Below are 16,280 nucleotides of genomic sequence, written 5' to 3' on the forward strand. Positions count from 1 at the left end.
CGGTTTACCTACAGGTGGAGTTATACCACGTCGGTGATGCATTGCAATGTGGCGGAGATCGCCGGCCGGCGGCCGTTTGCGCGGGTGGGGTTGACCTTCCCGGTTATGACGGGGTATAACTGGAATGTATCGAATGGTTATGAAGGAGATGGTGAAGGTATGAAAAATTTGCGGATATGGTGTGCCGTCCTGCTGCTTGCTCTGCCGACCGGTGCTCTGGCGGCACGCCAGCTGCCGGTGGATTGCGGAACGGTCACCTCCGGCATCGGCTGGCGTCTCGACCCCTTCGGGAGCGGCAGGATGATGCATCATAATGGCGTGGACATCGCCGTCCCGCTGGGGACCCCTGTCTATCCGACCCAGGTGGGGACGGTCTATTTTGCCGGGCTGTACAAGGGGTACGGCAACATGGTCGCCGTGGACCATGGCAACGGCTATATCTCCATCTATGGCCACAACGGGGAGATCAAGGTTCAGCCGGGACAGAAGGTCGATACTTCCACGGTGCTGGCCCTCTCCGGCAATACGGGGCGTTCCACCGGTCCCCATGTCCACTATGAAGTCCGGCAGCTTCCCGGTTACGCCAAGGTGCGTCAGGAGCAGCTGGAGCGAAGCGTCGAGGCGGTGGTCAGGAAGAATATCGACAGCTGGGCTGAAAACATCGTCAGCGGCAAGGGTGGCCCCGAGCCGGAGAGCTTCCTCCCGGAGGACCTGAACGAGTAACGTCCGTCAGCCGAGCAGGCGGATGCGGGGGAGCATATCCCGCTCCAGTTCCCCCATCCGTTCCGGTCCCAGTGCCTCAAGCCGTTCCCGCAGGCGGTCCGCATCTTCCATCAGTGCCGCCAGGTCCACCCCATGGCAATCTCTCTCCACGTGTCCCAGCAACCCGACCCCCTTGCGCAGCAGCGATACCGAGCCCCCGTAGTTCCCCTCCCGCCAGTGGTGCAGGCCGACCGCAATCTGCAGGATTCCCTGGTACATGTCCCGAATGAGCCCCGGCTCGCCGATCCAGAGATCTTCGAGGGTTTCGTGGCAGTCGTACCACTCCCCGTTGTTGAACTGGGCTATTCCCTGGAGAAGCCCGTGAGGGGGTGGCTGGCGACAGTCACCTTCAGGCCGGTTCATGCCCATTTCCCGACCTTGTCCTTACCGCTCACCGCAACCGTCCCGCTTGCCGTACACCTCCATGGCGAGGGGAACGGTACTGATGGCACCGACGAGGAACAGCGTCCACCCCACCGAACGGCGCTGCTCCTTCGTGAGGCGGTCGGCGAGCAGCAGGGCGACACCCGCCCCGAGAGCGCCACGGGTCCCTGCGATGAGCGCCAGTTCCGGTAACGTCAATTTCATTTCCTTCATAGTGCCTCCCTGGTGCATCATGGAGGTCAACGGGAAACGGCACCTGCCCCGGGCTCCCGCTGTACCTCATGTTCTGCCTGTCACCAGTTTACCGCAAACGGGAGAGCGGTGCAGGAAAAATCATCTGCCGAAGGGGCCGGCATGGCTGTCGGCAGTGGCGGGGAAAAGCTGCTATAATGGGACGTGAGTACACATTCCGGAGAACCGATGCCGACCCGTCGTCAATTCCTTCAACTTGCCGGGGGTGTGGGGGGTGCCTTCCTCCTTCCTTCCTGCGCTTCCCATCCCCCCTTGAAAAAAGGGATCTTCCCCGATTTCGGCGATGCAGATCGCCCCTACCTGGGGCTGGCCACCTCCCTGGCCGCCGAGAACGATTATCTCGCGTCGGTGGAGGGACGGCTGCCGACGGAGGTCCGCGGGGTCCTCTACCGGAACGGACCGGGGCTGTTCGAACGGGGGGTGCTGCGCAAGCGGACCCTCCTTGACGGCGACGGGATGGTGCAGGCGTTCCGCTTCCACCCGGAGGGGGTACGCTACCAGAACCGCTTCGTCCGGACCCGCAGATTCGTGGATGAGGAGAAGGCCGGCACGTTCCTCTATCCCTCCTGGAGCACCCAGGCACCCGGCGGCTGGTGGGCCAATGTCTGGGCGGTGGACAGGCTGCTGAGCCAGGCCGGCATCACCGTTTACCTGCGGAACAACCGGCTCTACGCCTTCGACGAGTCGAGCTTTCCCTACGAACTCGACCCGGCCACCCTGGCGACCATCGGGGAAAGCCGCCTCGGCATGCCGGCGGATGGTGTCCTCTTCTCGGCCCACAGCAAGATCGACCGGCGGACCGGCGAATGGCTGCTGTTCGGCATACAGTACGGGCCGTCTCCCCGTCTTCACCTCACGCAGTTCGCCGCCGACGGCTCCCTGCGGCGCTATCGGGCCATGGACCTGCCGCGCAATCTCTATTTCCATGATTTCTTCGTTTCCGACCGGCACGTGATCTTCAACCTTCAGCCGGTTGAGGTCGGCGTCTGGAGCTTTCTCCTCGGCCGGGAGAGCATGGCCGAGTCCCTCACCTGGCGACCGGAGCAGGGAAGCGAGATCCTTGTGCTGGAACGGGAGGGGAACAGTCCGCCGCTAAGATTGACGACGGACGCCTGCTTCATGTGGCACTCCTTCAATGCCTGGGAGCGGCAGGGGGAGATCGTCGCCGATTTCATCGGCTATGCCGACCCGGACCATGTGATCGGCAGCGACCCGGTCGCCTTCGCGGTGATGGAGGGGCGCCGGGGGAATTATCAGTATCCCGGCGAACTGCGCCGCTACCGGATCGACCCCGGCCGGCGGACCATCCACCAGGAGATCCTCGACCGGGGGAGCTATGAATGGCCCCGGATCAACGATCTCCACCTCTGCCATCCCTACCGGATCGGTTACGTGGGGAAATGCCGGCCGGGGGAGTTCTTCTGGTCCATCATCACCCGCATCGACATGGCGACCGGGGCCACCGTGAGCTGCGACTTCGGGGCGGGGAGCTACTGCAGCGAGCCGGTCTTCATCCCTTTCCCCGGCCATCGCTATGATCCTGACGATCCCCGGGAACCGGGGTGGCTGGCCACGGAGGTGTACGACAGCCGGACCCGCCGGAGCTACCTGGCGGTGCTTGCGGCGGAACGGCCGGAGGAGGGGCCCCTGGCAAAGATCCATCTCGACCACCATGTACCGTTCAGCTACCATGGGTTCTGGCAGCCGGGCGGATGAAGATGGCCATATCCCCTTTGTCGGGCCGGAAAAAACTGTTGACCCCCGGAAAGGGTAGGGGGTACCATTGAAAAATTGCGCCATATCATGGCGTTATCACGCCGGCTGCTGCCGGCCATGCAAGGAAGAGATTGGCCAGCCATGAATGTGGAACAGATGAAAGCCGTCCTGCGGGAAATCCTGACCAAGACCGACCTGACCCCCTGCGTCGTGGGACACCGTGGGGTGGGGAAGACCGCCGGCATCATCCAGGTCTGCCGGGAGATCGGCCGGAGTTATGTGCCGCTCCGGCTCGGACAGATGGAGGTAGGTGACCTGGTGGGGATACCGTACCGGGAGGGGAAGGTGATGCACTGGTCCCGTCCTTCCTGGTGGCCCGCCGACGAGGCACCGGAGACCATCGTCCACTGCGACGAGCTGAACCGGGCCCAGCAGGAGGATACCCTCCAGGCGATCTTCCAGTTCGTGGAGCCCCCCGCCGAGGGGCAGCAACGGGCGCTTCACACCCACAAGCTTCACCCCCGCCACAAGGTGGTAGTGACCATCAACCCCCCCGACGGCACGTACCAGGTCGCCACCCTCGACCGGGCGCTCATCGACCGGATGGTGATGCTCTACGTGGAGACCGACTACGGCTGCTGGGCCCGCTATGCCCTGAGCCGGGAGCTGGACAGCGGCGTGCGAGGGTTCCTGGCCGGCAATCCCCATTTCCTCTCCCGCCAGGGTAGCCCCCTCGACATGGAGGTGGAGCCGACGGAACGGGGATGGGAGATGGTGAGCACCCTGCGTCGACTCTGCCGCTTCCCGAAAGAGCTGGAGATGGAAGTCTATGCCGGCATCGTCGGGAAGGAGGCGGCCATCACCTTTCTCCGCTGGTGCGCGGACCGTCTGAACCGGCCGGTTGCGGCTGCCCAGGTGCTCGACAACTGGCCGGCCGTGGCGGAAGAGGCTGCCGGTCAGCGTGACGACGCCCAGGCTGCGACCATGAACGAGCTCGTCACCCTCCTGCAGTCAGCGCCGGGGCTCACCGAGCCCCAGGAGGAAAACCTGGTGGCCTATCTGGACTGTCTTCCCCGGGACATGCGTTTCGGCCTCGTCAAGTCGCTCATCAAGATACCCCCCGTGGCGCTGGCCCTGGCCCAGGATAAGTACGACGGGGTGGTGCTTGATGCCATCGCGGCGATCAGCGCCGAGGCGTGAGATTCGGGAAACAGCCCGCCATGTCTGAACCGGGAAACCCCAGGGAAATCTTTTCCTACTCCGCCACCGTGGAGATCGCCTACGAGCGTCACGGCCACGGTCCGACCCCCGTCGTCTTTCTCCACGGCTTTGCTGCCGCTCTCACCACCTGGCACGACCTTGTCCCTTTTTTCCCGCAAGAGAGCCACACGCTTTATCTCCTCGATCTGAAAGGGTTCGGCTTTTCATCAAAGCCCCGGGACCGCCGCTACACCATGGAAGATCAGGCCGCCATCGTGACCGCCTTCCTGGAACGGATGGGTTTGTCGAACGTGGTGCTTGTCGGTCACTCACTGGGGGGCGGGATCGCACTGCTTACCTGTTTGCAGGCCCGTGACGGAGGAAAGGACGACATCGTCGGCCGGCTCGTCCTCATTGCGCCGGCCGCCTACCCCCAGCGGCTGCCGCGCATCATGCGCTGGTTGAGGAACCCCCTCCTCGGATGGAGCATCCTCCACCTCCTGCCCCTCCGTTTCATGGTCCGCTACACCCTGGAACATGTGTTCTACGACCACCGAGCCATCACGGCGAAGCGGATCGCCCGCTACATGACCTGTTTCGGCCGGCGGGGGATCGGCTATGTCTTCATCACCACCTGCCGCCAGCTTGTTCCCGAGCGATATGCCCATCTCCCCGACCGCTATCCGGCCATTGCCGTTCCTACCCTCATTATCTGGGGCGAGCATGACCGGATCATCCGGCCGCGCCACGGTGAAAAACTCCACGCCGCCATCCCCGGGTCACTGCTGACGGTAGTTCCCTGCTGCGGCCACAACCCCCACGAGGAGCGACCCGGCGAGACGTACGAGATTCTGGAGGGATTCCTCAGGAATGATAACCCGTTCGATAACGTTCCCTAATCCCGTTCCCGTTGAAAAATGCGGCGATATGTGTTCTAATCGGACCTGTGGAAAGCGATGTGTTTATATCCCTCGGCTCCAACCAGGGGGACCGGGAACTGAACCTGCTGCGCGCGGTCGCGGAGATCGGCAAGCTGCCCGGGTGCCGCATCACGGCCCTTTCCAGCTTTTACGACACGGAGCCGGTGGGAGGGGTGGAGCAGGACAGCTTCCTCAACGCCGTCCTGAGACTGGAGACGGCATTCGACCCCCGGGAACTCCTGGGCCGGCTGCAGGGGATCGAAACCGATGTCTTCCATCGCCGGCGCACCGTTCCCAACGGACCGCGGACCATGGACCTGGATATCCTTTTCTATGGCAGGCAGGTGGTGGCTGAGGAAAACCTGGTCATTCCCCACCCCCGTCTCCACGAACGGCGCTTCGTGCTGGTGCCGCTTGCCGAGATTGCCCCGGAATTCATCCATCCCCTGCTGCAGACAACCGTGGCCGGGCTGCTGACCGCGCTCAAATCGGACGAGCGGGTCACCAGGATATAGGGAATACAGTATCGTGCGATTTCTGATCTGGGCACTCATCGGTTACTGCGTCTACCTGATGTTCAAGGGGCGCGCCCGCAAGGAAGTGGAAGCGGCGAAACCGGCCGGTGAGGAAACCCACAAGGACCCGGTCTGCGGCACCTACGTGACCGAGGACGATGCGGTTATCGGCCTGGTGGAGGGGGAGCGGGTCTACTTCTGTTCCATGGAGTGTCTGGAGAAATACAGGGATAAGCTGGAACAAAAATAAGATTTTTTGGCACCATACATACCACAAACATGAAACGTGATTTTTTCGCAAGATCAAGGCTGTCGAGGGAGAGCGCGGAGGCGTAGTACCCAAACGGCGGGCATAAACAGCGCTACGCCGCACAAGCGAACCCGAAGACTTACGTAGAGATTGCGAAAAAAGCGCGTTTCCCCGGAGGAACAATGAAGTTTTTTATCGACACTGCCGACGTCAAAGAGATCCGCGAAGCCCACGAGCTGGGTGTGGTGGACGGCGTTACCACCAATCCGTCCCTCATCGCCAAGTCGGGGCGCAAGTTCGAGGAGGTGATCAAGGAGATCACCGCCATCGTGGACGGTCCCATCTCCGCCGAGGTAATCTCCCTCGATCACGACGGGATGATCAAGGAAGCGAAGAAACTGGCCAAGCTCCACAAGAACATCGTCATCAAGCTCCCCATGACCCCGGAAGGGCTGAAGGCGACCAAAACCCTGTCTGACATGGGGATCAAGACCAACGTCACCCTCATCTTCACCCCGATGCAGGCGCTCCTGGCCGCCAAGGCCGGCGCCACCTACGTCTCTCCCTTCGTCGGCCGGCTGGACGACATCTCCCAGGACGGCATGGGGATCATCGAGGAGATCCGGACCATCTTCGACAACTACGGCTACACCGCCGAAATCATCGTGGCGAGCGTCCGGAACCCGGTCCACGTCCTGAACTCAGCCCTCATCGGCGCCGATGTCGCCACCATCCCCTACTCGGTCATCATGCAGCTCGCCAAGCATCCCTTGACCGACGCGGGGATCAAGAAGTTCCTGGAGGACTGGGAAAAGGTGCCGAAGTAGGCATTTACTGCTTGATCACAACAAAAACCCCCGGCAGATGGCTGTCGGGGGTTTTTGCATAAATCGTTATGAAGGGGCCGTCTGGGCCCCATTTTTATTCCTGCGCCGCCTTCCGCCGGTGCCGCCAGACGTAGACCGCGACGAGCAGCACGCTGAAGAGCACCACGCCGATGACCGCCTGGTGGGAGTACTTCATGATGAGCTCCTGGTTCTGGCCGATGAAGTAGCCGATCCAGGTGAGCACCGTGCACCATATGCCGGCACCCAGGAGGGTGTAGATGCAGAACTTGGTATGGTGCATTCCCGCAAGCCCGGCGGGGAGTGAAATGAGGTGGCGGATCACGGGGAGAAGTCGGCCGATGAAGGTTGAAATCTCACCATGTTTGTGGAAGAATGTTTCTACTTTGGCGAACTTTTCTTCAGTTATCCAGACATATTTCCCGTACTTGAGGAGGAGCGGCCTTCCCAGGTAGTGGGCCGCGAAATAGTTGGCGTAGGCGCCGACCAGGCTTCCCACCGTCCCGCAGAGGATGGCGGCGAGCATGTTCATCTCCCCCTGCTGGGCGAGATAGCCGGCGGGGGGCATCACCAGTTCGCTGGGGATGGGGATGACCGAACTCTCCATGGCCATGAGCAGGAAAATGCCTGGATACCCCAGGGCGCCGATGGTTGTCAGGAGCCAGTTGATTGCTTCGTGCAGCATGCAGGACCTCTCTCGTGGAATTCAGGCGCGGGCATTGTAGCCCTGCCGGGCGAAAAACTCCAGCAAAACCGCAAGGACTCCCCATGGAAAAGAAAGTTTACGTCATCGGCCACAAGAACCCGGACACCGATTCCGTGGCGTCCGCCATCGCCTATGCCGAGCTGAAGCGCCGGCAGGGGTGGTCGAATGTGGTGGCGGCCATGGCCGGCGAGCCGAACCCCCAGACCCGCTTCATCCTCGACAGGCTCGGGCTTCAACCTCCCCTCTATCTGGCGGATGTCCACCCCAAGGTCCGGGACGTGCTCCAGCGCACCCCGGTAACGGTCGATGCCGCCACCCCCCTGCTGAAGGGGCTGGAACTGTTCCACCAGAACAACATCCGGGTGCTGCCGGTGGTGGACGGCGCAGGAATACCGACCGGACTCGTCTCGCTCCTCAAACTGTCGGAGAAGTATCTCCTGACCGGACAGGACCGGCTGCGGGGGGTCGACACCTCCCTCGAATCCCTTTGCCACTGTCTGCAGGGCACGTTCCTCGCCGGCAGTCCGGTTGGGGAGATGGAACACCTCCACCTCTTCATCGGCGCCATGCTCGAAGAGTCGTTCTCGGCCCGCATTGACGGGTATGACCCCGCATCCCTCCTCATCATGACCGGAAACCGTCGCACCATCCAACAGGCTGCCATCGAGAAGGGGGTGCGCCTCCTCGTCGTCACCGGCGGACTTGCGGTGGAGGAGGAACTGGTGCAGCTGGCCACGGCAAGCGGCGTCACGCTCATCAGCACACCCTTCGACACGGCGACTGCCGCCTGGCTGGCGAGGCTTTCCACGCCGGTCGGCCACTTCGCCGAGGGGAAATTCGAACAGGTCGGCGTCGCCGAGCCCCTCTCCCACCTTCGCCTGAAACTTCTCCACGGGGGAGAATCTGCGGTGGTGGTGGTGGAAGAAGACGGCACCCTGGCCGGTATCGCCACCAAGTCGTCCCTCCTTGCCACGGTTCCCTATGCGCTCATCCTGGTGGATCACAACGAGCTGGTCCAGGCGGTCCCCGGCGCCGAGGAGGTGGAGATCCTGGAAGTGATCGACCACCACAAGCTGGGAAATCCCCCGACCAACCAGCCGATCTCCTTCATCGCCTCGCCGGTGGGGAGCACCTGTACCCTGGTGGCAACCCTCTACCGCCAGCAGGGGGTCGAGCCGCCGACGGAGATCGCGGCGCTCCTCCTGGCCGGTCTGTTGTCCGACACGGTCATTCTCAAGTCCCCCACCACGACCGACCAGGACCGGGAGCTGGCGCTCTGGCTGGAAACGAAGGGAGGGATGGACCATCTCGCCTTCGGCCGGGAGATATTTTCAGCCAGTTCCGGGCTTGCGAGCTACGGCTCGCCGGAAAAGGTGATAACCACCGATTTCAAGAGCTTTTCCGGCAGCGGCGGCGCCTTTGGCGTCGGCCAGGTGGAAGTGATCGGTTTCGACGAGTTCCACAGCCAGAAGAACGAGCTGCGGCAGGCACTGGCGCGGATCAAGGAGCGGGACGGGCTGCAACTGGCGGGGCTCATGGTGACCGATATCTATTCGGAAACCACCCTCTTCCTCGTGGAGGGGGGAAAGGCACTTGCCCATGTCATGGACTACCCCCAGCTGGAGCCCCATCTCTACGAGCTGAAGGGGGTCATGTCCCGCAAGAAGCAGATGGTTCCCCATCTGCTGAAGGTGCTGGGGAAGCTCTAGCCCCTTTTGGCAACAGGTGAATGCGTGAATGGTGAATGGTGAGTGCGTGAGGGGAGAGTGCCTCGTGGAGCGAATGTGTCCGAGTGCTAGCCGCTGTGGGCGAAATTGAGCAGAGCCGGCCGAATGGCCGGCGCGAAATGAGCCTTACAGCGGCAGCACGAGGAAACTCTGAGCGCAACGGGGCGCTCTCCCCTCACTGATTATGGAGCATCAGTTAAAGGGGTGCGCGGCAATGCCGGCGCACCCCTTTTTTTGTCTATTTGTAGGGATAGAAGATGTAGAACGACAGTGACAGGGCGGCCAGAACCCACATGCCGGCCCGCACCTCTTTCCCCCTGCCGGTGAGGGTCTTGAGGAGCGGGTAGGAGAGGAGCCCGGCGGTCATGCCGACACCGATGTTGTAGGTGAAGCTGATCAGGACGATGGTGAGGAAGGCGGGGATCAGCTCGGTGTAGTCGCTGAAGTCGATCCTGGTGATGGGGCTGATCATGAAGACGCCGATGATGATGAGGGCAGTCCCGTAGGCGTGGGGGGGGACGGCGGTGAAGAGCGGGGCGAAGAAGAGGGAGAGAAGGAACAGCCCGGCCACCACCAGGGAAGTGAAGCCGGTCCGGCCCCCTTCCTCGATGCCGGCCGCCGATTCGATGTAGGCGCCGGTGGTCGTGGTGCCGAGGACCGGCGCCACCATGTTGGCAAGGGCGTCGGCCAGCATCGGTTTTTCGATCTCCGGGAGGTTGCCGTTTTCATCCAGGAGTCCAGCCCGCGACGAGAGGCCGATGAGGGTTCCCACCGTATCGACGAAGGCCATGACGAAGATGATGAGCACCACCGGCAGGGCCTGGGGGGAGAGCGCACCCCTTATGTCCAGCTGCATGAAGATGGGGGTCGGGTCGGGGGGGAGGCTGACCAGTTCCCGGGGGAGCGGGGTGATGCCGAGGATGAAGGAGAGGACCGTTGCCGTGAGGATGCCGATGACGATGGCGCCATGAATCCGCTTCACCATGAGCCAGGCGATGACCGCGAATCCCAGGATGGAGAGGAGGACCGGTGCGGTGTTCACCTTGCCGAGGCAGACCGGTGCGCCGGCCACCCCGAGGGCGACGATTCCCGTTTCGTTCAGGCCGATGAAGGTGAGGAAGAGGCCGATTCCGACGGAGAAGCTAAACTTCAGGCAGGAGGGGATGGCGTCGGCCAGCCAGCTCCGGACTTTGAATACCGTAAGGACCGTGAAGAGGGCTCCGGCGATGAAGATGGCCCCCAGCGCCGTCTGCCAGGAGTAGCCGAGGACTTTCACCACGGTATAGGCGATGAAGGCGTTTTCGCTCATGTAGGGGGCGATGGCGAAGGGGCGCTTGGCGTAGACCCCCATCACCAGCGTGCCGAAGGCGGCGGAGATGATGGTGGCGGTCATGGACGGCCCCTTGGGGATGCCTGCCGCCTCAAGGATCGCCGGGTTGACGATGATGATGTAGGCCATGGTGAGGAAGGTGGTTATCCCCGCGATGGTTTCCTGGCGGTAGCTCGTTTCGTGGCGGGCGAAGTCGAAATAGCGGTGCATGGCTTCTCCGTTGCGGTCAGGTGTCGTGCTCTATCCGTTGTAGGGGAAAATGGGGCGGCAGTCAAGATGGAGGATAGCATGACCGTTCCGCTTTGCTATACTTTTCAGGGGGAATATGATGCTAAAGGGGGCGGGGGCTCTCCCTCCGAAAAGAGCCAAGCGTCACTGGCCCGCTTTCTGGCAGACAGACTGCTGTTTCAGATGCTTTCGCTTCGATTCCGAGAGGCGTTTTTCTGCGGGACTCTTTTCTCCACGAGAACCCCCGCCCCCTCTTAGAGGTTGGCAACGTATCAATGTGCGGAAAGGAGAAACACCATGGTGCGATTCTATGATCCCAAGGATGAGGGGGAACAGGTCCGGGTGGAGAGGGTGCTGCGGAAGGGGGGAGTGGAATACTTCCTGCGCCGGAGCGGGGAGCCGGGGATCGGCCCCCTGGAGATAATGGTTGCCGAGGAAGATATTCCCACTGCCGAAGAGTTGCTGAAGCGGGGATAGACGGTCAGGCGGAAACCAGCAGCTTCGGCACCGGGTATTTCCGGGCAAGGACCTTGTCGTGGCGCGCCCGGAGAGTATCCATGTCGCCGTCGAGGAAACTGGCCAGGTCCTTTGCCTCCGGTTGTGCCAGATAGACATCGACCAGTTCGGCCATGCGGGCGTTGTACGCCTTGGTGGAACGGCCGTGGGCGTAGTTGCGGCCGGGGAAGCGGCGGAGGTCGCCGTTGCATTCGGGCGCGATGTGGTAGAGTTCGTGGAAGACGGTGATGAGCTTCTCCCGCAAGGGGAGATCGAGGAAGCGGGGGACGAGGAAGTAGATGAGGTAGAGCATCTCCCGCCCCTGGAAGGTGACGGCCGGCATGGTGCAGGTGAAGGTGCGCCGGCGTCGCCTGATGGTCCGGCTGGTGGCCCCTCCGGCGAAGCGCAGAGGGTGGATCTTGGCGTAGGTGCCATGCACCCCGCCTCCGCGGGTGCTGGTGACGCAGAGGAGCAGTCGCTGGGGGTCGATGTGCCCCAGTTCCGGAACCCGGTCAGTGATATCCTTGATCAGCCGTTCCAGTTCTGCCGTCAGGTTCAGTGTGCTCATAGTGACGATTGTGTAGGTCGGGGTGATGAGTTGTTGCCGCACTGTAATGTGGATTTTTCGCAAGGTCAAGGCGATTGAGGGATGACGCGGAGGCGTAGCAGCGCTACGCCGCACAAGGAATCCCGAAGATCAACGCAGAGATTGCGGAAAAGCCGCATTACTTTTGCAGCTTGTGACAGAAGAGGCAGCGCATGGGCCCATCCTTCGGCTTGACCGGGTGCTTTTCCGGAAACGGCACCCCTCCCGGCTCGTAATGACAGGCGGGGCACCCCTTGTCCGCCTCCATCTTGCTGCCTGTCTTTTGGAAAATCTCGTAGGAGGGGCGGTGTTTGTCGTCAAGGGGGACTTTCTTGGTCTTTTCCTCCCCCGAGATGGCGATGAAGATGAGCAGCACCGCGCCGACGATGGCGATGAATATCCAGTCTTTTTTCCCGATGGCCATACAATTCTCTCCTGTTAACGTGCATACGGTCTGCGGAAAACGTTCGGTAACGATACGAAGAATCCGTTTTCGCGAGCGTTCCTGTCTTGGCGCCTTTGCGCCTTTGCGTCAATTGATTGTATTCACTCCATTGCAGCGCAGCCGATGGCGCCGTTGTGCTGGGGATGGGGCGGGACGACGACCTCCCGGCCGGTCTCCTGCTCCAGGAGCTTGCCCAGAGCCCCGTTCAGTGCCACCCCGCCGGTGAGCACGATGGTTGGCGAGGGGAACCTGTGCAGGAGCGGCAGCACCCGCCGCACCAGCGTCATATTCACGCCGGCGCAGAGCCGTGACACCGGGTGTCCCCGCAGGATCTGGCCGATCAGTTCCGATTCGCCGAAGATGCCGCAGGTGGCGTCGAGCTTCACCGGTTCTTCCCAATGGGAGGAGAGCTCTTCCAGGCTCACCTCCAGCACCGCGGCCATGTTTTCCAGGTACCTGCCGCTGGAGGCGGCGCACTTGTCGTTCATGACGAAGTCGGTAAGCCGTCCACTCTGCACCTGGGCCACCTTGGTGTCCTGCCCCCCCATGTCGAGCATGGTGAAGTCGCGCCGGCCGGTCTGCAGGACGGCGCCGGCCACGTGGGCACGGATCTCGGAAATGACCTTCGCACCCTTGAGCCCCAGGGAATTGCGACCGTAGCCGGTCACCCGGATAATGGCCGCGTCCAGTTCTTCAGCGTCGAACAGGCCGGTGCCGGCCAGGTCAAGGGTAAGCTCCTCCCCTTCCAGACGTCCAAACCGTTTGTAGAAGGTGATGGTGTCGTAATCCGCCAGACGGATTACCCTGTCTTCTTCCAGCACCGCAAACTTCGCCTTCCTGCTCCCCAGGTCAATCCCGATCTTCATCAACGTTCCTTCTCTCGTATGTCCCGGTCACTGGTCCCCAGTCCCTAGTCCCTAGTCCCTAGTCCCTCGATCTTCCAGCATTTCCAGAAAACCCTCGATACGGATCCTGGTCCGGGCGTCGAGGGGTGACGGCTTGTCCCCCTCCAGGGTGAGCACCGGCACGGTCAGCTTTTTCCGGATGATCATGTCCTCGATTTGGCGGAAACAGAAGGACTGGACATAGTGGACCACCGCATCGACCCTGCGCCTCTCGATCTCCAGGAGGATGTCGGCCAGCCGGTGGAAGATGTCGTAGGGGTACGTGTAGGCCCGGTACTGTTCGACCAGGTCGGTGATCCCGTAGGGCATGGCGAACTGGCGCTGGGTTTCGTTGAGGACCACCCGGGCGCCATGTTTTTCAAGGAACGGGTAAATATCTTCGAAGATGGGGGGAACCCCGATGTAGGCGAGGCGCAGCCGCTCCCTCTGCGGCTCGCGGGAGGCCGCTGCGAGCAGGAACGCGTCCACTTCCGCTTCGAACGTGTCGGGATCGCCGTTCATGTCCGAGGTGCAGACCTGGAAATAGTGGTTCTCTCCGCCGGTGACCCGGTTCTCCTCCCAGGTGAGCCGGTCGATCTCCCGCACCTTGTGCCGGATCCGGTCAAGCCGTTCCTTGGCGGCAACGACATCCGGCCACGTCACCCCGAAATGTTTCATGAGTTTTTCGATCTCGTTCCGGAGCGTAGTTCCGTCCCGGTCATGGGGGTAGGCGAAGGGGACGACGGCCACCCCCTCCAGGGAGAGCACCTCCATGAGCGCCCTGGTGTAGCTGCAGTCCCCTTCGGTGACCGCCACCATCTCCCGGATGCCGCTCTCCACCACCGCCCCGTAGATCCCCTTGATCCAGCCGCAGACGTTGCGCGGGAAGCCGGCGAGTTCCGCCTCTTCCATCATCCGGTGGCTCCGGTCGCTGGTGATGAAAATATTGTTCAGATCGACCGGGGTGCGGTGGGCGGCAACGAGGATTTCCAGCGGGATGGTAGTGGTGAAGCCTGTTCGATTCAATGACTTATTCCGATTTGATGAAGACGAAATAGATCAGTGTCGCCCCGATGGCGAGGGCTCCGAAGGTGAAGGGGAGGGTGGACTGGAGAGTCAGTTCGTTCCCCGTTTCTCCCATGAGGGTGTAACGGATGAGGAACATGATGGAGATGAAGGCGAAGAGGGAGACGAGGACCGCTTTGGAGCGCTTGACCACCGCGAAGAAGAAGATGATTATCAGAAACCCGAGGAGCCAGGGGTTCTCCATGACCGATTTCATGCTCATGTTCTTGAGGAACTCGACAATATGCTCGGTTTCAAAGGGGGACAGGGTCTCCCGGGTCTTGTCCAGCATCTCCTGCTTGTCCATGGCCCCTCCACTCGGGAATCCGGCGGCTTTTCGCTTCAACTACACATAGTTCAATAGCAGATTTTTCGAAAAATTCAAAGCTGGATTAACGGCTTTCCGGCCACGTGCAAATGCCTTGACAACTCCACGGCCGGCAAACTACTATATACTGCTTGTGCGCAGGGTGTAAAAACCTGCGGAATTTTGACGGCTTGGAGCGTGTTTTGACCTGGAAAGCGATCGGCATATTCGATTCCGGGGTCGGTGGCCTGACGGTGTTGAAGGAGATAGTCAGGACGCTTCCCCAGGAAGATACCATATATCTTGGCGATACGGCAAGGGTTCCCTACGGCACCAAGTCCCCCGAGACAGTCACCCGCTATGCTCGACAGATCACGGCGTTTCTCGTCCAGCGGGACATAAAACTGCTGGTGGTGGCGTGCAACACGGCATCGGCCGTCTCCCTCGATGCGCTCAAGGAGAGCTTCGACCTTCCCATCGTCGGCGTCATCGAGCCGGGGGCGCGTCGGGCAGCAGCGGTGACCCGGACCGGCAAGGTCGGTGTCATCGGCACTGCCGGGACCATCAAGAGCAGTGCCTATTCCAAGGCGATCAAGCGGATCAATCCGGAGATCCAGGTAGTTACCCGTGCCTGTCCCCTGTTCGTCCCGCTGGCCGAGGAGGGGTGGGTCGACAACGAGATAGCCAGGCTGACGGCGCACGCCTACCTGGAGGGGCTTCGGGAGGAGGGGGTCGACACCCTGGTGCTCGGCTGCACCCATTACCCACTGCTCAAGGGAATAATTGCCGACGTTATGGGTGATGACGTGAAACTGGTCGACTCGGCCGAGGAGACTGCCCATACCGTGGCGGAAATACTGGGTCGGCAGGAGATGCTCCGTCCCGAGGCGGAGCGGGGAAACCATCACTACTTCGTTACCGACGTTCCCGCCGGCTTCATCAGGGTCGGCAACCGTTTCCTCGGCGGCAAGCTGGGGGATGTCTACCAGGTCAATCTGGATGAGGAAGATGTGGGGGAGGTAGATGGTGAAACGTCCTAGGCACCCCCGGCGGGGGATGACCATTCTTGGCTTTGCCTTCGTTATCTCGGCCGCGGTGTTCGGTGCGCTCATGCTGCAGAGGTACGAACAGCGCCGGACCCCTCCTCCTGCTCCTCCCCAGACCCAGGCAGGGGGAACGGTTCTCGTGACCCTGTTCTTCGCCGCACCCGACGGAACAGGTCTCGTGCGCGAGGGGCGCGAAGTGGATGCCTGTGACGGGCCGGAGGAATGTATCGGTGGACTCATCGAGGAACTGGCCAGCGGCCCCCTCGGTGAACTGGAACCGATTCTCCCTCCCGCCACGTCAGTGCTGGGGGTCGAGGTGACCGGCGATCTCGCGATGGTCGACCTGGGGCGGGAGTTCGTCGATGGCCTGCCCGCCGGCAGTTCTGCGGAGATGACGGCCATCTATTCGATCGTCGATACCGTCGCGGTCAACTTTCCCCAGATACACCGGGTCGGCTTCCGCGTGGAAGGAGAGCCGGTCAGCACCTTTGGGCATCTGGACTTGAGCCGGCCGCTGGCGCCCGACTTCTCCCTGGAACAAAGGAACGTCCCTCCTCCGGCCAGATGAACGTACGGCCGATTTCTTCCCCTTCCACAAACTACTACGGCAAAGGATA

20 protein-coding genes are annotated in these 16,280 nt (G+C 61.9%); 11 read left to right on the forward strand and 9 right to left on the reverse strand.

Features of this window, described 5'->3' with window-relative positions:
* Window positions 1-159: 159 nt before the first annotated feature.
* Complete coding sequence (locus KI810_RS04255; protein WP_214174214.1) at window positions 160-723, forward strand: M23 family metallopeptidase; 564 nt, start codon at window positions 160-162, stop codon at window positions 721-723.
* Window positions 724-729: 6 nt separating this feature from the next.
* On the opposite strand, the gene KI810_RS04260 is transcribed toward KI810_RS04255, so the two are convergent.
* Complete coding sequence (locus tag KI810_RS04260; protein ID WP_214174215.1) at window positions 730-1,125, reverse strand: DUF309 domain-containing protein; 396 nt, start codon at window positions 1,123-1,125, stop codon at window positions 730-732.
* A gap of 21 nt (window positions 1,126-1,146) precedes the next feature.
* The gene (locus KI810_RS04265; protein ID WP_214174216.1) at window positions 1,147-1,359 is read right to left on the reverse strand and encodes a hypothetical protein; all 213 of its coding nucleotides are present in this window, start codon (window positions 1,357-1,359) and stop codon (window positions 1,147-1,149) included.
* Between the two features lie 207 nt (window positions 1,360-1,566).
* Between KI810_RS04265 and KI810_RS04270 the strand changes: the two genes are divergently transcribed.
* The 6 genes from KI810_RS04270 (at window position 1,567) to fsa (ending at window position 6,826) form a co-directional block, all read left to right on the forward strand.
* The gene (locus KI810_RS04270; RefSeq protein ID WP_214174217.1) at window positions 1,567-3,114 is read left to right on the forward strand and encodes a carotenoid oxygenase family protein; all 1,548 of its coding nucleotides are present in this window, start codon (window positions 1,567-1,569) and stop codon (window positions 3,112-3,114) included.
* A gap of 141 nt (window positions 3,115-3,255) precedes the next feature.
* Window positions 3,256-4,314: a hypothetical protein gene (locus tag KI810_RS04275; RefSeq protein ID WP_214174218.1), complete on the forward strand. Its 1,059-nt coding sequence runs from the start codon at window positions 3,256-3,258 to the stop codon at window positions 4,312-4,314.
* Between the two features lie 20 nt (window positions 4,315-4,334).
* On the forward strand, window positions 4,335-5,213 hold the full coding sequence (locus tag KI810_RS04280) for an alpha/beta fold hydrolase (protein WP_214174219.1): 879 nt from the start codon (window positions 4,335-4,337) through the stop codon (window positions 5,211-5,213).
* Window positions 5,214-5,260: 47 nt separating this feature from the next.
* Window positions 5,261-5,749, forward strand: a complete 489-nt coding sequence (folK, locus tag KI810_RS04285; protein WP_214174220.1) for a 2-amino-4-hydroxy-6-hydroxymethyldihydropteridine diphosphokinase — start codon at window positions 5,261-5,263, stop codon at window positions 5,747-5,749.
* Window positions 5,750-5,762: 13 nt separating this feature from the next.
* Window positions 5,763-5,999, forward strand: coding sequence for a transcriptional regulator (locus KI810_RS04290; RefSeq protein WP_214174221.1), 237 nt, complete (start codon window positions 5,763-5,765; stop codon window positions 5,997-5,999).
* A gap of 182 nt (window positions 6,000-6,181) precedes the next feature.
* Window positions 6,182-6,826 carry a fructose-6-phosphate aldolase gene (gene fsa / locus KI810_RS04295; RefSeq protein ID WP_214174222.1) on the forward strand — a complete coding sequence of 215 codons (645 nt, stop codon included), beginning with the start codon at window positions 6,182-6,184 and terminating at the stop codon, window positions 6,824-6,826.
* A 94-nt stretch (window positions 6,827-6,920) separates the two neighbouring features.
* Here the strand turns inward: fsa and KI810_RS04300 are convergent, their stop codons facing one another.
* Entirely contained in the window at window positions 6,921-7,529 is a 609-nt protein-coding gene (locus tag KI810_RS04300; protein ID WP_425513889.1) for a DedA family protein, read from the reverse strand.
* Between the two features lie 83 nt (window positions 7,530-7,612).
* Between KI810_RS04300 and KI810_RS04305 the strand changes: the two genes are divergently transcribed.
* Window positions 7,613-9,259, forward strand: a complete 1,647-nt coding sequence (locus tag KI810_RS04305; protein WP_214174223.1) for a putative manganese-dependent inorganic diphosphatase — start codon at window positions 7,613-7,615, stop codon at window positions 9,257-9,259.
* Between the two features lie 256 nt (window positions 9,260-9,515).
* Here the strand turns inward: KI810_RS04305 and KI810_RS04310 are convergent, their stop codons facing one another.
* Complete coding sequence (locus KI810_RS04310; protein WP_214174224.1) at window positions 9,516-10,817, reverse strand: NCS2 family permease; 1,302 nt, start codon at window positions 10,815-10,817, stop codon at window positions 9,516-9,518.
* 315 nt (window positions 10,818-11,132) lie between these two features.
* Here KI810_RS04310 and KI810_RS04315 point away from each other — a divergent pair, with 315 nt between their 5' ends.
* On the forward strand, window positions 11,133-11,312 hold the full coding sequence (locus KI810_RS04315) for a hypothetical protein (protein ID WP_214174225.1): 180 nt from the start codon (window positions 11,133-11,135) through the stop codon (window positions 11,310-11,312).
* A 4-nt stretch (window positions 11,313-11,316) separates the two neighbouring features.
* On the opposite strand, the gene KI810_RS04320 is transcribed toward KI810_RS04315, so the two are convergent.
* From KI810_RS04320 to KI810_RS04340, 5 genes are all read right to left on the reverse strand, one after another.
* Window positions 11,317-11,898 carry a putative metallopeptidase gene (locus KI810_RS04320; protein ID WP_214174226.1) on the reverse strand — a complete coding sequence of 194 codons (582 nt, stop codon included), beginning with the start codon at window positions 11,896-11,898 and terminating at the stop codon, window positions 11,317-11,319.
* Between the two features lie 157 nt (window positions 11,899-12,055).
* Window positions 12,056-12,340, reverse strand: coding sequence for a cytochrome C (locus KI810_RS04325; protein WP_214174227.1), 285 nt, complete (start codon window positions 12,338-12,340; stop codon window positions 12,056-12,058).
* 122 nt (window positions 12,341-12,462) lie between these two features.
* The gene (locus KI810_RS04330) at window positions 12,463-13,227 is read right to left on the reverse strand and encodes an acyl-CoA dehydratase activase (protein WP_214174228.1); all 765 of its coding nucleotides are present in this window, start codon (window positions 13,225-13,227) and stop codon (window positions 12,463-12,465) included.
* 51 nt (window positions 13,228-13,278) lie between these two features.
* Entirely contained in the window at window positions 13,279-14,271 is a 993-nt protein-coding gene (locus KI810_RS04335; RefSeq protein ID WP_214174229.1) for a 2-hydroxyacyl-CoA dehydratase family protein, read from the reverse strand.
* A 4-nt stretch (window positions 14,272-14,275) separates the two neighbouring features.
* On the reverse strand, window positions 14,276-14,617 hold the full coding sequence (locus tag KI810_RS04340) for a hypothetical protein (RefSeq protein WP_214174230.1): 342 nt from the start codon (window positions 14,615-14,617) through the stop codon (window positions 14,276-14,278).
* 203 nt (window positions 14,618-14,820) lie between these two features.
* Between KI810_RS04340 and murI the strand changes: the two genes are divergently transcribed.
* Window positions 14,821-15,657, forward strand: coding sequence for a glutamate racemase (murI, locus tag KI810_RS04345; RefSeq protein ID WP_214174231.1), 837 nt, complete (start codon window positions 14,821-14,823; stop codon window positions 15,655-15,657).
* The gene (locus tag KI810_RS04350) at window positions 15,641-16,231 is read left to right on the forward strand and encodes a GerMN domain-containing protein (protein ID WP_246525144.1); all 591 of its coding nucleotides are present in this window, start codon (window positions 15,641-15,643) and stop codon (window positions 16,229-16,231) included. The genes murI and KI810_RS04350 overlap by 17 nt, the downstream gene beginning before the upstream one ends.
* Window positions 16,232-16,280: the final 49 nt, after the last annotated feature.

It is taken from the genome of Geomobilimonas luticola (genome assembly GCF_018476905.1).
Classification (GTDB): Bacteria; Desulfobacterota; Desulfuromonadia; order Geobacterales; family Geobacteraceae; genus Geomobilimonas; species Geomobilimonas luticola.